The organism is Arthrobacter sp. YC-RL1 (genome assembly GCF_001454985.1).
Taxonomy (GTDB): Bacteria; Actinomycetota; Actinomycetes; order Actinomycetales; family Micrococcaceae; genus Glutamicibacter; species Glutamicibacter soli.
The window spans coordinates 227617-245402 of sequence record NZ_CP013297.1 but is presented as its reverse complement, the minus strand read 5'-3'; the positions used below and the strand labels follow the sequence as shown (position 1 = coordinate 245402).

General features: G+C 63.8%; 16 protein-coding genes. 10 read left to right on the top strand and 6 right to left on the bottom strand.

Features of this window, described 5'->3' with window-relative positions; genetic code table 11:
- The first annotated feature begins 32 nt into the window (after positions 1-32).
- The gene (locus tag ATC04_RS01150) at positions 33-656 is read left to right on the top strand and encodes a TetR/AcrR family transcriptional regulator (RefSeq protein WP_160309110.1); all 624 of its coding nucleotides are present in this window, start codon (positions 33-35) and stop codon (positions 654-656) included.
- Between the two features lie 107 nt (positions 657-763).
- Here ATC04_RS01150 and ATC04_RS01145 read toward each other — a convergent pair whose 3' ends face one another.
- Both ATC04_RS01145 and ATC04_RS01140 read right to left on the bottom strand, forming a co-directional pair.
- Positions 764-1729 carry an ROK family protein gene (locus ATC04_RS01145; protein ID WP_047120489.1) on the bottom strand — a complete coding sequence of 322 codons (966 nt, stop codon included), beginning with the start codon at positions 1727-1729 and terminating at the stop codon, positions 764-766.
- A gap of 60 nt (positions 1730-1789) precedes the next feature.
- Positions 1790-3040: a low temperature requirement protein A gene (locus ATC04_RS01140; RefSeq protein ID WP_052772547.1), complete on the bottom strand. Its 1251-nt coding sequence runs from the start codon at positions 3038-3040 to the stop codon at positions 1790-1792.
- A gap of 29 nt (positions 3041-3069) precedes the next feature.
- On the opposite strand from ATC04_RS01140, the gene ATC04_RS19810 reads away from it, so the two are divergent.
- A complete protein-coding gene (locus ATC04_RS19810; protein WP_152666915.1) occupies positions 3070-3252 on the top strand; it encodes a hypothetical protein in 183 nt (60 codons plus the stop codon).
- 193 nt (positions 3253-3445) lie between these two features.
- Complete coding sequence (locus ATC04_RS01135) at positions 3446-5059, top strand: amino acid permease (RefSeq protein ID WP_231735870.1); 1614 nt, start codon at positions 3446-3448, stop codon at positions 5057-5059.
- A 255-nt stretch (positions 5060-5314) separates the two neighbouring features.
- Here ATC04_RS01135 and ATC04_RS01130 read toward each other — a convergent pair whose 3' ends face one another.
- Entirely contained in the window at positions 5315-6577 is a 1263-nt protein-coding gene (locus ATC04_RS01130) for an MFS transporter (RefSeq protein ID WP_047120490.1), read from the bottom strand.
- 353 nt (positions 6578-6930) lie between these two features.
- On the opposite strand from ATC04_RS01130, the gene ATC04_RS01125 reads away from it, so the two are divergent.
- The 4 genes from ATC04_RS01125 (at position 6931) to ATC04_RS01110 (ending at position 10809) form a co-directional block, all read left to right on the top strand.
- A complete protein-coding gene (locus tag ATC04_RS01125) occupies positions 6931-7545 on the top strand; it encodes an XRE family transcriptional regulator (RefSeq protein WP_047120491.1) in 615 nt (204 codons plus the stop codon).
- Positions 7546-7587: 42 nt separating this feature from the next.
- Positions 7588-8490, top strand: coding sequence for an EamA family transporter (locus tag ATC04_RS01120; RefSeq protein ID WP_047120492.1), 903 nt, complete (start codon positions 7588-7590; stop codon positions 8488-8490).
- A gap of 53 nt (positions 8491-8543) precedes the next feature.
- A complete protein-coding gene (locus ATC04_RS01115; RefSeq protein WP_047120493.1) occupies positions 8544-9230 on the top strand; it encodes an SDR family oxidoreductase in 687 nt (228 codons plus the stop codon).
- A gap of 430 nt (positions 9231-9660) precedes the next feature.
- A complete protein-coding gene (locus tag ATC04_RS01110) occupies positions 9661-10809 on the top strand; it encodes an AlkA N-terminal domain-containing protein (RefSeq protein ID WP_152666916.1) in 1149 nt (382 codons plus the stop codon).
- A gap of 170 nt (positions 10810-10979) precedes the next feature.
- Here the strand turns inward: ATC04_RS01110 and ATC04_RS01105 are convergent, their stop codons facing one another.
- The gene (locus ATC04_RS01105) at positions 10980-11927 is read right to left on the bottom strand and encodes a patatin-like phospholipase family protein (RefSeq protein WP_152666917.1); all 948 of its coding nucleotides are present in this window, start codon (positions 11925-11927) and stop codon (positions 10980-10982) included.
- Positions 11928-12194: 267 nt separating this feature from the next.
- On the opposite strand from ATC04_RS01105, the gene ATC04_RS01100 reads away from it, so the two are divergent.
- On the top strand, positions 12195-12989 hold the full coding sequence (locus tag ATC04_RS01100; RefSeq protein ID WP_047120494.1) for a carbon-nitrogen hydrolase family protein: 795 nt from the start codon (positions 12195-12197) through the stop codon (positions 12987-12989).
- A gap of 123 nt (positions 12990-13112) precedes the next feature.
- On the opposite strand, the gene ATC04_RS01095 is transcribed toward ATC04_RS01100, so the two are convergent.
- The gene (locus ATC04_RS01095) at positions 13113-14477 is read right to left on the bottom strand and encodes an APC family permease (protein WP_047120495.1); all 1365 of its coding nucleotides are present in this window, start codon (positions 14475-14477) and stop codon (positions 13113-13115) included.
- A gap of 324 nt (positions 14478-14801) precedes the next feature.
- A complete protein-coding gene (locus ATC04_RS01090; RefSeq protein ID WP_052772549.1) occupies positions 14802-15491 on the bottom strand; it encodes a TetR family transcriptional regulator in 690 nt (229 codons plus the stop codon).
- Between the two features lie 101 nt (positions 15492-15592).
- Here ATC04_RS01090 and ATC04_RS01085 point away from each other — a divergent pair, with 101 nt between their 5' ends.
- Positions 15593-17209 carry an amidohydrolase gene (locus tag ATC04_RS01085; protein ID WP_047120496.1) on the top strand — a complete coding sequence of 539 codons (1617 nt, stop codon included), beginning with the start codon at positions 15593-15595 and terminating at the stop codon, positions 17207-17209.
- 67 nt (positions 17210-17276) lie between these two features.
- Positions 17277-17750, top strand: a complete 474-nt coding sequence (locus tag ATC04_RS01080; RefSeq protein WP_047120497.1) for a hypothetical protein — start codon at positions 17277-17279, stop codon at positions 17748-17750.
- Positions 17751-17786: the final 36 nt, after the last annotated feature.

Sequence of the window (17786 nt, the reverse complement as noted above, 5' to 3'; positions counted from 1 at the left end):
ACGGCGCACTGACTCTGGATAGACTGATGCGGGTGAGCGACGACCAAGAATCCAGCACTGGCGCACCGGCCCCCGCCAAGCGCGGCCGCCCCCGGCAGGCGGGGAAAAACGAGCAGATCCTGGGCGCAGCGCAGCAGCTGCTGGCCGAATGCGGATTCGCGGCATTCACCATGGACGCAGTGGCAACCCGCGTCGGGGCGTCCAAAGCCACGATTTACCGCCGCTGGTCATCCCGCACGCAGCTGCTGGCCGAGGCCATCAGCACCCTTGAGTGGTCCGCAAAGGCACCGGACACCGGGAGCCTGCGCGCCGACCTGATTGCGCTGGCCGACGTATGGTTCGCCGAAGACCCACAGCGCGATGCGATCTTCGTGAACCTGCTCGCGGCGCTGCCGCAGGACGATACGCTGCACGAGCTCTACATCTCCAAGCTCGCCGGACCGCGGGCCGAATTGGTGAAGCAGGTCCTCGACCAGGCGGCGGCCCGCGGCGAGCTGGCCACGACGGCCGCCGTGGAGAGAACCCGCGGCATCATCCCGGGACTGGTCTTCCACCGTTTGGCGGTCGAACGGCTGCCGGTGGACCGCGCCTACATCACCTCGCTCATCGACCACGTCGTCCTCCCCGTGCTGCAGCGCTGCGCCATCAACGCCTGAGATTCCAGCAAGCGCCGCGAAACCCCGTTGCCAACAAGTCGCTGACAACCGCACAAGCCGCGCGCCGAGACCCATGTTCCAGTTCGCTACGGAGTCTCGGCACGTTTTCATGCCGCTGAAGCAGCAACCCGAGCCAGGTCCGCAGCCCCGATAAGTCCCGCCGAAGGCCCCAGTTGTGCGCGGCAGACCTGCGCGAAGGGGCGGTATCCGCGCCCGGACAGCGTGCGCCGGTAGTGCGCTTCGGCGACGGCCAGCAGCTCGGTCTGCGCGGAGCCCAAACCGCCGCCGATGACCACCATGCCCGGATCCAGCACTGAGACCAGATTCGAGATGCCCAGGCCCAGCCACTGGCCCATCTCCTCGATCAGGTCGCGGCAGGCCGAGTCCCCGGCTGCTGCCAGCTCGGTGACCAGCGCGCCGGTCACCGCTGCAGGGTCGTCGTTGCAGGCCTCGCGCAAGTTGTGGGCGATGGGCGACTTGGAACGCACCAGCTCCGCGCCGTCGCGGCCCAACGCATTGCCGGAGGCGTATTGCTCCCAGCAGCCGCGGTTACCGCAGGCGCAGCGGTGCCCGCCGGGCACGATCACTTGATGGCCGAATTCGCCGGCGATACCCGAGTTCCCGCGGTACATTTCGCCACCGAGGATAATCGACCCGCCGATCCCGGTGCCAAGGGTCAGGCAGACCACGTCGTTGACTCCGCGGGCGGCGCCGAAGCGGTATTCGGCCCATCCCGCCGCGTCCGCGTCGTTGACCAGGGTGACCGGCCGGCCCAGCTGGCTTTCCAGCCGATCGCGCACCGGCTCGTCGCGCCAGGACAGGTGCGGGCTGAACAGCACCCGGCTTGAGTCGCGGTTCATCCAGCCGGCGGCGCCCACGCCCACGGGGCAGTGCAGGCCGCCGTCGTCCAGCTCCCGGACGAGCTCCACGATGGCCCGCTCGGTGGCGGCCACGTCACGGGCGGGCGTGGGGCGGTGGATCTGCCTGGTGACGGCGCCGTGGGCGTCCACCAGTGCAGCCCGGATCTTGGTTCCGCCAATGTCGACGCCGATGGAAGGTTCGGAGGGTTGCATAGTCACACAGCATAAACCCGGCCGCGGCCATCCCGGAAAGCGGAGGACGTTCTTGATGCGCTACCCGGCCGCTGGGGCCGTGCCGGGCTCCTCCTGTTCGCGGACCCCGGAGGCCTCGATCAGCACCACCAGCAGCACCATGACGGCCGCGGCGCCCAGCACCGAGATCACCGCAATCTGCACGTCGGATTCGGCGGTGGGCGTCAGCTGCGCCAGCAGCGGAGCGCAGCCGATCAGCAACGCGCCCACGGGGAACAGCCACTTGTACGCGCCGCGCAGGCACAGTCGCAGGATCAGCACCCAGACGCCCAGGAGGAAAACCGACACCGGAATGCTCAGCGTGGCCACCGCCGCGGCGGAGCTCAGCCCCGAGCTGCCGGCCTCGTGGTCGAGCAGCACCTTGACTCCGGCGGAAAACGCGCCGGCGGCGGCGAAGACAAAATAGTGGCCGTAGCCGAAGATCATCGGCGCCCGGCGCCTGCGCAGCCAGGCACTGGCGTTCGAAGAGAAGTACACCCACCACAGGCCGGCGGCCAGGATGAATCCGCCCACGCCAAGCAGCGAAAACTGGAGCAGCTGGTTGGCGTTCTCGACGGCGTTGGCCGCCGCGATGGTGGAGGCCAGCACCGATTCGCCCAGCACGATCAGCGTGAAGCATCCGTAACGGTCGGCGATGTGCTCCGGATGCCATGGCGTCTGGCCGCTCCGTTCGGCGATCAACGGCACCAGCAGCTCCAAGGCGACCAACAGGAGGAACACCGGTACGGCCCATCCGGCGGGAGCCAGCGGATAGCAGACCCAGAACACCTGCACCACTGCGATGCCCACCGCGTAGCGCAAGGCGGTGTTCCGCAGCCCGGCATGGCTGCGCGAGGCCCGGATCCACTGCACGACCAGCGCCAGGCGCATCACCACGTATCCGGCGATGATGAGGTGGAAATTCCCGTCGGCCATCGCCGGGGTGGTTCCCACCGCCAGGATCACCACGCCAGCCATCTGGGTTAGCGCCAGCACCCGGTAGAGCCAGTCATCCGCGTCGAAGGCGCTGGCGAACCAGGTGAAATTCATCCAGGCCCACCACACCGCGAAAAATACCATCAGGTAGGCCCGCAGCCCGCCGGCGATATCGGCGTGGGTTTCGGCGGCCACCAGCTGGGCGGAGGCCAGCGAGACGGATACCGCGAAAATCAGGTCGAAGAACAGTTCCAGCGGACTGGAAGACCTGAAGATCTCCGAGGGATCCCTCGGGCGCATGCGTTTCACCCGCAGTTTGCCCGGGGCGTAGGGATGGTTGTCCTGCACGGCGACCACGCTTCGTTCCTGAGTCTAAAAAGTATCTGTTGCTCAAGAATACGAAGCTCGGCGGCAAATATTCCACGTCCGGTGTGGAAAACCTGTGTTTGGTCCGGCCGCCTTGGCCGCGTGGGATGTACAATTTTTCCGCCCCGGCGAGCGCAACGACGCTGCTCTGCCAAGGTGGTCTGGCGTGGAGCATTGCTGGCGGCTTTGCGGACAAGGACTAAACCCTGCCTCATCAAAATGCAGGCCGTGCTTGTGTGGGCGAGTGTCCATCTGCAGCAGCCCTGTCTCGCAGGGCTTTCCGGTGCTCGGGAAACAGTGATCCCTGCACCTGTCGCGAGATCGGCGCCTTCCCTGGCTTCCGAGGCCGGCCGCCTGCGCTCCTGATCGACCGCACTGGAAAAACCGGCGTCCGGCATGAGTCGAGTCACATGGCCGCTTGTCCGGTCCGCCTTTCACCACACCGTGCCGACGTCCTGGATCGAATCACCCGCCAAATCACGACTAGGGTTGTTCGATGTGCATGAAAACGGAAAGCACCGTATACCAAAGGAGAGCTCCGTGGCCCCGGAATCACCCAAACCACCGCAGCAGGACCATTCTGCGGTGCCCGAGGCATCGGAAGAAATGCGGCGCGGACTGAAAAACCGCCATCTTCAGCTGATCGCCATTGGCGGTGCTATCGGCACCGGCCTATTCATGGGTTCAGGCCAGATCGTATCGGTGTCCGGGCCTTCGAGCATCTTCGTCTACGCGATCATCGGCTTTTTCGTTTTCCTGGTCATGCGCATGCTCGGCGAGCTGCTGTTGTCCAATCTCCACTACAAAACCTTTGGCGATATTGCCAAGGATTTCCTCGGGCCTTGGGCCGGCTTCTTCGTGTCATGGAACTACTGGTTTTCGTGGGTGGTTGCCTGCGTCGCCGACATTACCGCCATTGTTGCCTACACCCAGTTTTTCTGGGAAGAAGTGCCCCTTTGGCTACCGGCCCTCGCCGCGACCCTTTTCCTGCTGGTGTTGAACCTGCAGCCCGTCCGCTGGTTTGGCGAAATGGAATTCTGGTTTGCGATCATCAAGATCGTCGCGATCCTGGCCTTGATTGCAGTTGGCGCGGTATTGATCTTCACCGGGTTCACCCATGATGGATTCCAGGCTTCAATCACCCACCTCTGGGACCAAGGGGGCTTCTTCCCCATGGGGATCAGCGGCTTCGTGCTCGGTTTCCAGATGGGCGTATTCTCGTTCATCGGTGTTGAACTGGTGGGCACCGCCGCCGCTGAGGCTGAAAACCCGCGGAAGAATCTGCCCAAGGCCATCAATTCGATCGTGGTCCGCATTCTTGTCTTCTACGTCCTCTCGCTCTCCGTGATCATGAGCATTTCGCCGTGGACAGCGCTGGAAGCGGGCAAGAGCCCATTCGTGCAGACTTTCCTGCTTGCCGGATTTGTCCCGGCCGCGCTGGTGATCAACCTCGTGGTGCTCAGCTCCGCGGCATCCAGCGCGAACTCCGGCGTCTACTCCGGAACGCGTATGCTGTTCGGCTTGGCCAAAGACGGCCACGCTCCACGCAAGATCGCGTTCACCGATTCACGCGGCGTTCCACGTCGGGCCGTATTCGCTACCGCGGTGCTTCTGTTCACCGCAGTCCCGCTGCTTTACGCTGGAGACGACGTGGCAACGGCCTTCGGGTTCGTCTCGACGATGTGCGCCACGATGGTTTTGTTCACTTGGGGTTCGATAGTCGTCAGCTACATCGTTTTTCTGAAGAAGCATCCGCAACGCCACCAGGAATCAAAGTTCCGAGTACCCGTCGCCCGCTTGGCGCCCTGGGTTGTTCTCGTATTTTTTGTATTCCTAATTTGCACGTTCCTCTACAGTGACGGCACCCGCTGGGCCACATTGGCGACCCCGGTGTGGTTCATTATCCTGGCGGTCTTCTGGCACCTGCGCAAGCGCGCGCTGCTCCGCGAGGGGAAGCCGTTGGCGGGCACCGTTTCAGAGCTTCCCCACCCGTTGGATGAGGCCAAGTAGCAAGCGGGAGAGTACGTAGGCAGGCCCTCATTCCATGGTGCGGCCCGCGTCGAGTCCGGGGCTGAGCCGCCCACCCAACGTGGGAACTGCGCTCAGGTGCTCGACGGCACCGGGTGCTGGGATGGCAGAATCGCACAAAGGTCTGCAGCTTCTGCCGGCCCCTGCGTGGACTGCCCACCGAGGTCCTCGGACTGCGGCCTCCACGCCAGTGTTCCGATACGCCGTGAATCCATGACAGTCAGCCAGCAGAACGCACTAGGCTTCGCCGAGCAGCACGTCCTCGGCGATCTCCTGCGGCGTCTCATGGGCAGCGCCGATGTGGCTTAGCTTGTGCCCCGCGAGAGCCAGCACCAGGATCGACACCACTACCGCCCCGGCACCCAGCCAGTACGGGGCGGCAGCGCCCAGTGCGGCGGCCAGCGGACCCGCGACAGCAGGGGCCACCGCACCACCCAGGAAGCGCACGCCGGAATAGGTGCTGCTGGCGACATTGCGCGGTAAGTCGGTGGCTTCCATGACCGCTTCGGTCAGCGCGGTGTTCATGACGCCAAGCACCAGGCCGGCGACGACGACCAGAATGATCAGGACCTTCAGTTGCTCGTGGAAGACCGCCATCGCACCCAGCAGCACGGCCAGCAGGCCCAGCATGGTGAACAGCACCGGACGCAGCCCGAACGTGCGGGTCGCAGGCGGCGCCACCAGCACCGAGGTAATCGCCAGCGCCAATCCCCAGCCGAAGAAGACAAGCCCGAGTTCGGTGGCGCCGAAGTCCAGCCCCGCCGCATGCGCCGCGGCCTCCAGCGGGAAGGGAGTGTAGGCAAGCAGGATGAAGAAACCGAAGTTGTAGAACACTGCCGTGACGGACAGGGCCAGCAGGGCCGGGTTGCGCAGCGCCTTGAAGCTGGCAGCGATGGAGATCTTGGCCGGCGCCGGCGCCCCGGCCGGGAGCTTCAGGAAGGCGAGGATCGCCACCAGGGCAATGGCCATGAGCACCGCGGTGCCGAAGAACGGTCCGCGCCACGACAGATTGCCCAAGACGCCGCCAACCAGCGGCCCAACTGCCATTCCGACACCTAGCGCGGCTTCATAGAGGACGATGGCCTGCCGGCTTCCGCCGCTGGCGGCGCCCACGATAGCCGCCAAGGCGGTGGAGATGAACAGGGCATTTCCCAATCCCCAGCCGGCGCGGAAGCCCAGGATCTCGTTGACGTTGGAGCTGGCACCGGCAAGCGCGGCGAAGGCGACGATGAGGACCAGGCCGATAACCAGGGTCTTCTTCACACCCAAATGCCCGGAAACCCAGCTGGTGAAGAACATCGCAATGCCGGTGATGAACAGGTAGCTGGTGAAGAGCAGCATGGTTTGGGACTGGCTTGCCTCCAGCGCTCGGCTGATGGCCGGAAGGATGGGGTCGACCAGGCCAATGCCCATGAAGGAGACCATGCAGGCAAAGGCGATGGCCCAGACCGAGCCAGGCTGTTTCAACAGCGATGTCTGTACGTTTCCGGCTTGCGTCATTCGATCGTTCTCATTCCTTGCTGGTGCGATGTTTTGTGCGTAGTCTGCGCTCTTCGTAGATACTCGTGGCAAACGCCTGTCCTCCCGCGATGCGGCCACGCCGAACGGATGCCCCGGGGGGACGATCCGGCCGCGCGATCGCTGCAATCCGCTTGGCAGCTTCACGGTGTTCGGGGATCTGCAACTCGCAGGAGCACTCGGTCCCACGCGTTATTGCATAGTCCCACTATACATTTATTTACATAGGTTTGCTATGTAAATTTTGGCAGACGCACGGAAATGCCGCACGTCCGCAGCGATCGAGCACGCTAGGCGTGTAGAACGGTGCACCACTAGTGCACTATTATGCATTTGTGGACGAAAATACCCAGATCCTTGCACATTCCATCGGCGCGCGGGTCAAGCAGGAGCGGTTGGGCCTCCAATGGACCTTGGATCAGCTGGCAGAGCATGCCGGGATCAGCCGACGCATGCTGGTCAACGTCGAGCAGGGAGCCGTGAATCCCAGCATCGGCACGCTGCTTCGGCTCAGCGACGCCCTCGGAGTCGGCCTCCCCGCGCTGGTCGAACCGCCGACCGCCAAGGCCGTCAAGATCACCCGCCGGGGCGAAGGCGCCGAGCTATGGAGCGGGAAGCACGGCGGCCGGGGCGTGCTACTGGGCGGCACCCGCTCCCCCAATGTCATCGAACTGTGGGACTGGACGCTCAAGCCGGGCGAACGCCACGGCAGCGACGCGCACGTCGCGGGCACCGAAGAACTCCTCCAGGTGCTGGAAGGCGAACTCACGGTCCAGGTCGGCGCAGAAATTTACGCGCTGTCCGAGTCCGACGCACTCTGTTTCCCGGGCGATGAGCCCCACTCCTACGAGAACAATTCAGATGCGCCGCTGCGTTTCACGCTGGCCGTCTTCGAACCGGGCGTCGGAACGTCCCACCGCCAGCTGGAATCCGATGCTCCAGCCGACTAGCCACACCCCGGCTTCAGCCCAGAACCGCCCAAGGAGACCCCAATGACGGCCCGCCTCACCGTCACCAGCCTTCCTCCATGGACCATGGCCATCGCGGCCATGCTGTCCATCCAGCTGGCCAACGCCCTGTCGGTGGGAGTGCTGCGCGAAGTCGGCCCGGCGGGCACCGCATGGCTGCGCCTCTGCTTCGGAGCGGTGTTCCTCTGGATCATCTCCCGTCCGGCGCTCCGGTCCATCCGCCGCAGGGATCTCCCCTCGCTGCTTATCCTCGGCATGGTCACCGGCTTCATGACAGTGTTCTTCCTGGGCGCCGTGGAGCGTATTCCACTGGGCACCGCGGTAGCCATCGAGTTCCTCGGTCCACTGATTGTCGCCGGCCTCATGAGCGGCAACCGCAGGGCGCTGATCTGGCCTGCGATGGCCTTGGCGGGCATCGTCCTGCTGACCGAACCCTGGTCCGGATCCTTCGACCCCATCGGCGTCGGGCTGGCGCTGGCAGCAGGCGCATGCTGGGCCTCGTACAACGTCCTCACCCAGCGTGTCGGCGACCGTTTCGCCGGCATCAGCGGCCTGTCGCTGACCATCCCCATCGCCGCACTGGCTACCATGCCCGTCGGGCTCCCCCAGGTGATCAACGGCAACCTCGCTTGGTGGGTCCTGCCTGCGGCAGCCGGCATCGCCTTGATCACCCCGGTCATCGCATTCGGGCTGGAGATGCTGGCCCTCAAGCGCATGAACCACACGGCCTTCGGCACGCTGCTGTCAGTCGAACCGGCCTTCGGCGTGCTCATCGGACTTCTGGTCCTCGGCCAAGCCCCGTCGGTCTTCCAGGCTGTCGGCGTTGTCATCGTCGTGACCGCCGGCGCCGCTGCCCAATGGGACGGAGCGCGCAAGACCAGCGGCAACCTCACCGAAGTCCCCGCTCCCGAGCAAAGCACGAAGTAGCGCTCGTTCCCTGATCCCTGATTCGAACCGAGCAGACAAGCAAGGATGACCACATGACACCCAGCGCACTGATTACCGGAGCCACCGGCGGCATTGGCCGCGCCATAGCCGAGGCCTTGGCGCCAACCCATCACCTATTTCTGGTGGGGCGAGACTTCGAGCCGCTGCAACGCGCCGCAGAAGGTTTTCGATCCGCCACGCCGCTGCTCGCGGACCTTGGGTTCCCCGGCCGCATGGGCGACCTTGCCGCGCAGATCCCCGCACTCGATGTTCTGGTGCACAGCGCCGGCATACTCCGCATGGGCACCGTGGAGGAGACTAGCCAGGAGGATTGGGCACAGAGCATGCAGATCAACGTGTTGGCTCCGGTGGAGCTCACCCGCGCCATGCTGCCTGCCTTGCGCCGGGCACGTGGCCACGTGTTCATGATCAATTCAGGTCTCGGGCACCGCACCATTGCGGGATCGGGCGCATACAGCGCCAGCAAATTCGCCATGAAGGCATTCGCCGACGCCCTCCGGATCGAAGAAGCTTCGAACGGCATCAAGGTCACTTCCATCCACCCGGGGCGCGTTTCCACGCCGATGCAGGAACAGCTGCACTCTTGGGAAGAGAAAACCTACGATGCGGAAAACTGGGTCCGCCCCGAACAGATTGCCGAGGCTCTAATGACCGCGCTTTCCCTGGGTGACCGCGCGAACTTGGATTCGATCGATATCAACCCTTCACCGCAACCATAGGACTGAGGCCGCCATGCGAAGTTGAACAAAAAATTTGTTCATCCTCTCATGGTTCCTGGCAGTCTCCCCACATTCATTTTCTTGATGCCCGGCAAGACCCGATCGGCAAATTGATCAAAAAATTTGTTCAGATGAGACCTCACCGGGTCACCCACAGCTTCCACGGGCGGCAGTATCGCGAGCGCTCGGGTACCGTCGCGCCGAACGATAGTCTGCGGAAAAATGATCAAAAAACTTGTTCAGTTTCAGTTTCCGCTTGCGGATCTCCACTGCGAATGAGACTTCCACGCGCTCCACGAGAAGAGGCGTTCTACGATCAATAAATTTGTTCATTTCAGGTCGTTCGCGAGACCGGCAGGTGCCATGGACGGAATTTCGGTCACGTCTAATGCGAGCAGCTTCTTGCGTATGCTGAATTCAGAACGGCCGAGTGTGCTTCATTCTGAATTTTAATCTAATTTCTAGTGGCGCTTTCGCGTCAGAATCAGTCTTTCGATCAATTAGTTACACTCAAGGTGACTTCGAAACTTCGTCGGATGATTGGGGCGACAACATGAGTGCAGGAAGCAACCAGAAGCACCCAAGTTCACCGACTCCTTTCGGGACGCGATGTTTCGGCAAACAGTCCCCCATAGTTCTGAACATCGACTTGCCGATCCAGCACCCCTTTGACGCCCAAGGCATTTTCTCGTTTCTGGAAGCAAGGGCGATTGCCGGTGTAGAGACCACAGATCTCTCGCAGAAAGACAGGCTGATATATGCCCGAACACTCATGTTCCCAAGTGGGCCAGGGGCTATTAGGCTTATCGCTCGTAACTATGGATCCGCCAGCTGGGTCCTGAAAGCTCAGCTTGAACTCCAAAATTTGCGCGATCAAGCTGCCGCAATTTTCCGGATACGGCGCCTCTTGAATCTGGACGCCGACTCAAGCGCCATCGATCTCAACCTGTCCAGAGACCCGGCACTGGAAGCGAGTATCCTTCGAACCCCGGGCATCCGGGTGCCCGGCGCAGTCGACCCTCATGAGCTGGTCATCCGGGCCATCATCGGCCAGCAGATTTCGGTCAAGGCCGCTCGAACCCATCTTTCCCGACTCGTAGCTCAGGCCGGAGCCGCCTACACTTCGAGCTTTACCGGTTTGGACAGGATCTTTCCCGCTCCGGCGGACATCATCGAAACCGTGCACGACCCCGGAGCAGATCTACCGCTGGATCCCGATCGCGTCCTGAAGCTCCCCCGCCGCTCGATCTCTACGCTTCGAAGTGCAGCCATTGCACTTCAGAGCGGTGAACTGGAGGTCGGCTTCGAGAGCAATCCCCAGCTGCCGCGGGAGAGCCTGCTCCGAACACCTGGAATCGGGCCTTGGACCGCCGCCTACCTCGCAATGCGCGTGCTTGGTGATCCCGACGCTTGGATGCGCAGCGATGTTGCATTGGTCTCCGGAGCAGTGCGGCTCGGCATTCTGGAGGCGCAGACCTCGAAAAGCGCCAGTCACCGTTTGCTCGAAGAGTACGCCCGGCGCTGGTCCCCTTGGCGCTCCTATGCCTCCATGCACCTATGGCAGGCAGCCTCCGGCTGATCCTCTTCGTATATCGACGACTTGCCGCGCAAGATGACCCCGTCCATCCAACGCCTCGGAAACCCGGACGCTCGCGATCCGGATGGATGGCGAGTGCCGGAAGGACACCTGGTCAGCCGTCAGGGACCGCGAGGAGAATCAGCCCGCACGGAGCAGGAAACCGCGACGGATCAACGCCAAAACTCCCGGATCTCTCCGACCTGTTCCCGGCCTTGGCGGAATCCCTCGCGGGCAGCCGTCGAGCGCAGGGACTGGTTCATGGCGTTGACGCCCACGTAGGCTTCGGCGGCGGCATCCGGCACGATGATCTGGATCTTGCTTCCGGACGCGCGAAGCTGGTCCGCCTGCGCCGACAGCTGCATGCCCCAGCTCTCCGGGTGCAGGCTCCGACCGCCCAGCGGAGACAGCACCAGCACCTTGTCGTATCCCTGCGCCAGATCTGCGTTTTCATTCCGGCGGTAGCCGCCGTCGATGTAGGCGCGCTCCCCGAGCCAATACGGCGGGCCGCTGGAACAGCTGGCGGCCACGGCATCGACCAGCGGAACCCGGCTGGAGTTGTCGAAGACCACCGACTCGCCGTCCTGCGCCTGCACTGCGGTGAGATAGACCAGCCGCTGCGGCCAGTCGGCCTGCGCCATGCGTGATTGCACGATGGATCTCCACCGGGCGCTCAGCTCCCTGCCCCAGGCACCGGGCAGATTCAGCGCGGCGGCAGCCATCCTCCGGTGCATGTCCCCCGGTCCGGAGGAAGCGGAGCTGATGGACCTGATGCGGGACAGCTGGTCGGGAACTCGGGGCGCAGCCGGTGCGGTTGCAGGTCGAGGGGCAGCCGCCGGAGGCGCCGGTGCGTCGATGACCGCTTGGTAGAGCTCGGCCGGGGTGGAGCCGACAAGCTGGGCGGCCGCGGTGGCGCCGGCGGAAGTTCCCACCGTCAATTGCGGCGCGCTGACGTCCAGGCCTTCGGAGGCCAGCCCGGCGAGCACGCCGATCAGCCAAGCGTTCCCCGTGGCTCCTCCGCCGCCCAGCACCAGGGCTCGGGCGCCGGTGGTTTTGGGCAGGCCGGAGAGATAGGGATACGCCGTGCTGGCGCGGGAGGTCGGATAGGAGAATGAGTTCATGGCGGGTGCCTTTCGGAAGAATTCCTCGGGCTCACCCGCAGCCTGGCTAGGAGTGCCGGGCCGTCGTACGGGACAGGGGTGCGCCCACGGTCGATCGTGCGGACATCGGGTACCACCTCCCTGCAACGGGTTTGAACTGCGTGCATTCATCATAAGGCCGTATCAGACGCATGCGACCGGCCGCATTGCCATTTTTTGGCCCGCCTACGTAGAGTCGACGTAGATGCGGCGTACTCCACGCGCCGCCGGCGAAGGGACGAGAACATCATGAAGATCGCGCTGGCACAGGTATTGAGCACCGGCGATCCCCAGCGCAATCTGGCGATCATCCGCGACCATGCCAAGCAGGCCGCCGAGGCTGGCGCATCGCTGATCGTCTTCCCCGAAGCCATGCAGGTTGCCTTCGGCAACCCCGTGGAAAAGTTCGCCGAGCCGGTCAACGCCCGCTGGGCCGGGCTGCTGCGCCAGCAGGCCCGCGACTTGGGCATCGCCATCGCGGCGGGCATGTTCACCCCCGGCGAGGGCGGCCGGGTGCGCAACACCCTGCTGGTCGTGGGCCGCGGCGTGGACACGCACTACGACAAGATCCACCTCTACGACGCCTTCGGCTATCTGGAGTCGGAGGCCGTCACCCCTGGCGACACCCCGGTGCAGTTCGAGCTGGATGGAGCCACCATCGGCATGGCCATCTGCTATGACCTGCGCTTCCCGCAGCTGTTTGTGCGCCATGCCCGCGCCGGCGCCCAGATCAACATCGTGACCGCGTCCTGGGGCGGCGGCGAGGGCAAGGCCGAGCAGTGGAAGGCGCTGGCCCAGGCCCGCGCACTGGACACCACCACCTTCGTGATCGCCGTGGACCAGGCCGATCCCGAAAGCGTCGGCCGGCCGCTGAAGGGTGCCGCTCCGCTGGGTGTGGGCTACTCGATGGCCGTCGACCCGCTGGGCCGCGTCATCGCTCAGGCAGGACCCGCGCCCGAGTTGCTGATCGTGGATTTGGACCTGGGCCTGATCGAGGAAGCCCGCAGGAAGCTTCCGGTGCTGGCCAACGCCGTCGACCTCTAGGCTCGCTCGCTCAGAACCCCTGGACAACACCGCGGAGCGGGCACCGGCGATTGCCAAGTGCCTGCTCAAGAGCGCTGCATGGATCCCCGGTCTGGCCTTACCCGGGCAGGCGATGCGCTCCCGCTACTCGGATAGATCCAGCATTGGCGCCTTGCGCTTGAATCCGCCGGTGACGTAGCCGAGGTAGGCAAGACCCAATACAATCCACGCCAGGCCGATCTGGAGCGACAACGGGCTCAGGCTGGTCCAGAGCCAGATGGTCAGGCATAGGCCGACCAGCGGCAGCAACAGGTAGTTCACGGTCGACGCCAGACCTCGCTGACGGTGGGCTAGGAAGTAGTACTTGATCACGGCAAGGTTGACTGCGGAGAATGCCACCAAAGCGCCGAAGCTGATCATCGCCGACACCATTTCCAGGCTGGCGAACAAGGACGTGAGCGAAATGAGCGAGACGATCAGGATCACGAAGGTCGGTGTCTTAAATCGCGGGTGCAGATAGCCGAACACCTTGCGCGGCAGAACTCCGTCCCGGCCCATGCTGTAGAGAATACGCGCCACCGATGCCTGCGAAATCAGGGCGGATCCGAGTGCGCCGCAGATGAATCCTGCCGTGAAGAAGATGGCCAGGAAATCTCCGCCCGCCGCGAAAATCACCTGGATCGATGCGGAGTCAGCATTTTCGAATTCGTGGCTGGGGTATACCAAGTGAGACAGGTAAGCCAGGCCCACGAACATTAGTCCGCAGATCAATGTGGTCAGCAGAATTGCCCGCGGCATGTCCCGTTTCGGGTTGCGTGCTTCTTCGGCGAAGGTCGTGATGGAGTCGAACCCGAGGAACGACAGGCACAAGATCGCCGCTCCCGCAGCCAGTGGCGCGAAGCCGCCGGGCTCTCCGTTCCCCCGGAACGGTGCCCAGAGATCCACGGAGACCTGCTCCTTGAGGTAGGCAACCGAAAAAATGACGAACAGGATGATGAAGAGAAACTGGAAGCCGATGATCACGATGTTCGTCCGCGCCACGGAGACAATTCCAACGACGTTCAGCACCGTCACCACGACCATTCCAGCCAGCATGAACGCCCATGGTGGGATCGCCGGGAAGAACTCATGCATGTAGATCCCGAGCAGCAGGTAATTGATCATCGGCAAGAAGAGGTAGTCCAGCAGCAGCGCCCAGCCGGCCATGAACCCTATATTCGGGCCGAAGGATCGCTGCGTGTACACATATGCCGACCCGCCCACCGGGAAAGCCCGCGACATCAGCCCATAGGAGCGTGCGGTGAAGATCATCGCCACCATGGTAATCAGGTACGCCAGCGGCAATCGCCCACCGGTAATCTCGGTGACGATGCCGTAGGTGCTGAAAATAGTCAGCGGAACCATGTAGACCATGCCGAAGAGCACCAGATTGGGCAGGCCCAGGACCCGGTTCATCTGGTCGGTGGCAAGCACTGCGCCACCCGGTGGCTTGAGTGGAGATTTCGACATGATGAGCACCTTTCCGTCCGCTACCCGGCATAATCCACCTGCCAGAGGTGCAGGGGCTGGAAGCCAAGGGCCAGATTTAAATGAAGAACGTTCACTAAAGGTAGTGACTGGAGTCACTTGGCGCAAGGGGCGGGCTGGCGCAACCGCCGGCGCAAAGGGCGCCGAAAAGCCCGCCTGACATCGCGAGCAAGGCTTTAATTGCAAGGCAAAAGAGCCACCGACTAGGCGAAACAGGGGATTGTTGACACTCGAACCGGCCGGTGGACATCGAATGTTCGGCCGCAAAAGAAAATTTATATTGTTAATTTCCACGCAACATTGGTGTTACATGCCTACGTGATCGCGCTGTCCCACTTCTCGCTCAACGGCCGCGATGATGGCGCGCAGCCCGAAGTCGAACGATTGCTCGCTGACTGTCGAGCGCGCTTGCCGCGCAAATTTCTCCCCCAGCTCCAGGACTTCCACATGGCGGGTCTGGCGGGCCCCCGAATCCCCCTCGGGCACTACGGCAACATGGGCTCCGGGAGCCACGATGTCCAAGGCTGCGCCAACCACGAGGGACTCAAAGGCAATCATGATCATGAGTATCCGGGGAACGGCCACCCCTGCCCTGCGAAGGATGCCGCCCAGCTCCTCATAGATGAGCCCTGATTCGGATTCTTCCGTGATCGGCGTGGCCACGATCAGCTCGACGGCCGCAGGAACCCGCAGCAAGGCGTCACGGAACAGTTGGCCGAAATGGAGCAGTGCTTCTGGCCACGGGAGCTCGGCGATCAGGCTCTGGTCAATGGAGCGAATCATGTCGCGACGCATGAGGTTAACCAGGTGCTGCCGGTTGTCCACGTGGTTATAAAGCGCCGGAGTCCGCACGCCCAGCGAACGGGCGAGCTTACCCATCGAGAAGTCTTCGGCCCCACCTTCATCGAGCAGCGAGAAGGCGGCCTCGACGATGCGTTGCTGAGTGAGGATCGGCGTGGCCGGGCGTCCGGCAACACGATGCGGCGTAGAAGACATGCACTAACTCCCTTGGTTATTTCCTATCCAATCATGGACAGTAGAGGGCCCAGTGGTTAGACTCAACGATAATTAACACTATTCATTTAGGAGTCGAGCTGATGCAGACGCCCGAAACCGTGATCTTCGCGGACACCATTCACAGCCTGGACGGTGAAAAGCAGTACACCGCCATGGGCATCACCGCGGGAGTAGTGACGCACCTCGGCTCCCGCTCCGAGGCAACGGAGTGGTCAGGACCGGATACCAAGGTGATCGACCACGGGACGGCAACCATCACTCCCGGCCTCGTCGATGCGCACATTCATCCGATATTCGGCCAGTCGGTCGCCCGCGGAGTATTCCTGGGCGATGCCAAGGACCTGGACGACGCACGCAGGATCTTCGCCCTCCATGCCGAGTCACAGCCTGCAGATGCACCGGTGCTCGGCTACGGACTGAACGTAGCGGTCTTCGGCGAAGCCGAACCCCACGGCGGGCTGCTCGACGAGGCAGCTCCCGGCCGGGCCAGCTACGTCACCTGCTTTGATGCACACTCGGCGCTGGCTTCGCAGCCCATGCTGGCAGCAGCCGGCATCACCGGCACGGAGACGTTTGACGACGCCTCCAGCATCGTGGTGGATTCCGAGGGCCGGCCTACGGGTTTCATCCGCGAATTCTCCGCCATGGCCCTGGTGGAAGAGGCCCTGCCGCCGCTGACCATCGAGGACAAGGTCGACGGACTGGAACGCCTGTTGCGCGGCATGGCCGCCAGCGGCCTGACCGGTGGTGAAATGCTGGATCTGGCGGATCCCGACTCGCTGGAGATCCTGCGCAGGCTCGAAGAACGCACGGAACTGCCGATCAAATTGCGAGTCGCTCCCTGGATCATGGCCAGCGACGCTCCCGAACAACTGCGGCATCTGATCGAGCTGCAAGGACAGCACGGCAGGCGCTGGCAGGTGCGGGGCGTGAAGCTGATGATCGACGGCACCGTCGACAACGGCACCGCTTGGCTTTACGAACCGGACACCGAGGGCGAGTCCACGGAGTCCCTGTACCCTGAGCCCCAGCGGTACGTCGAGAACCTGCGGACGCTGGCCGCAGCCGGCATCACCACCACGACCCACGCCATCGGCGACCAAGGCATCGGGTTCGTCATCAAGGCCATCAGCGAGCTGCCTGGGAACGGGGTCCTGCACCGGATCGAGCACCTGGAGGAAATGAACGACGAAGACTTCACCGCGCTCAAGTCCAGCGGCGCCACGGTGAGCATGCAGCCGACCCACTGCACCCACTTCGTGCGCGCCGACGGCTCCGACGCCTGGTCCCGCCGGCTGGGCGGCCACCGCGCGTCGTTCGCCTTCCGCCTGCGCGATGTGCAGGACGCAGGCATGGTCCTGGCCCTGGGGTCCGACTGGCCCATCGCGCCGTACGATCCGCGCCTGATCCTGGCCGACGCCCAGACCCGCCGGCGTACCGAGGTGCCGGGCAGCGATTCGGCCCAGCCCCGCCACAAGCTCAGCGCACGCGAGGCCCTGGAGGGGTACACCGTGAACGTGCACGCCAGCACCGGTGCTGTTGGCGGGCGGATCGTGCTCGGCGCGCCTGCGGACCTGACAGTTTTCGCGGAAGATCCGCTCTCGCTGGCTCCCGAGCAGCTGTGCACGGTCGACGTGCTGGGAACGTACCTCGACGGGCAGCCGGTCAACGCCGGCGACCCGCTGCTGACCGCCTGAGCAACGGCAGGCAGGCAGCCTGCCGGCGAGCGCGCATCGCGGAGGCGTGATGGCCTAGTCTGGGCAGATGACCCGCCTTCGCCTGACGCATCCTTCGGAGCTGCTGTTCGCGCTCTTGACCCGCGGAACCGTTGCCGGTGTTGCCGTCGCTGTGTTGTGCATCGTGATTCTTGAGTTGCGTGAGTATACCGTCATCACATTCCTGTATGGCGTACCCTTCGGTGCGCTGTACGGACTGCTGGTTGCCGGTGGGGTCTACGCCGTGCTCGCCTTCGGGCATCGGCGCAGGCCCGGGGGCGTCATGCAGCGGCTGGTTCCGACAGCCGCCGCAACTGCGGCGGTCCTCTGCATTCCTGCGGGTCTGATGACGACCGGGCTCGCCGGCTGGGAAGGCGCAGGGTACCTGCTGCCGGCCGCGGCGCTCGTCGCCTTGGGCTCAGCGGTCGCCGCTTGGTGCATGCAACGGGCGATACGCGCTACCGGGCAAAAGCTGAACGCCGGTCGCCCGGACCCGATTCCTCCTCGACCGGCCCGAGGCTAAATGGTTCCGGACCCTTCGAGCACCTCGATGGAATAG

Excerpts from the sequence above, each read along its gene's own strand:
- ATC04_RS01145 (WP_047120489.1), bottom strand. The coding sequence starts at position 1,729 with ATGCAACCCTCCGAACCTTCCATCGGCGTCGACATTGGCGGAACCAAG.
- ATC04_RS01135 (WP_231735870.1), top strand. The coding sequence starts at position 3,446 with ATGAGTCGAGTCACATGGCCGCTTGTCCGGTCCGCCTTTCACCACACC.
- ATC04_RS01130 (WP_047120490.1), bottom strand. The coding sequence starts at position 6,577 with ATGACGCAAGCCGGAAACGTACAGACATCGCTGTTGAAACAGCCTGGC.
- ATC04_RS01120 (WP_047120492.1), top strand. The coding sequence starts at position 7,588 with ATGACGGCCCGCCTCACCGTCACCAGCCTTCCTCCATGGACCATGGCC.
- ATC04_RS01115 (WP_047120493.1), top strand. The coding sequence starts at position 8,544 with ATGACACCCAGCGCACTGATTACCGGAGCCACCGGCGGCATTGGCCGC.
- ATC04_RS01105 (WP_152666917.1), bottom strand. The coding sequence starts at position 11,927 with ATGAACTCATTCTCCTATCCGACCTCCCGCGCCAGCACGGCGTATCCC.
- ATC04_RS01100 (WP_047120494.1), top strand. The coding sequence starts at position 12,195 with ATGAAGATCGCGCTGGCACAGGTATTGAGCACCGGCGATCCCCAGCGC.
- ATC04_RS01095 (WP_047120495.1), bottom strand. The coding sequence starts at position 14,477 with ATGTCGAAATCTCCACTCAAGCCACCGGGTGGCGCAGTGCTTGCCACC.
- ATC04_RS01090 (WP_052772549.1), bottom strand. The coding sequence starts at position 15,491 with ATGTCTTCTACGCCGCATCGTGTTGCCGGACGCCCGGCCACGCCGATC.
- ATC04_RS01085 (WP_047120496.1), top strand. The coding sequence starts at position 15,593 with ATGCAGACGCCCGAAACCGTGATCTTCGCGGACACCATTCACAGCCTG.
- ATC04_RS01080 (WP_047120497.1), top strand. The coding sequence starts at position 17,277 with ATGACCCGCCTTCGCCTGACGCATCCTTCGGAGCTGCTGTTCGCGCTC.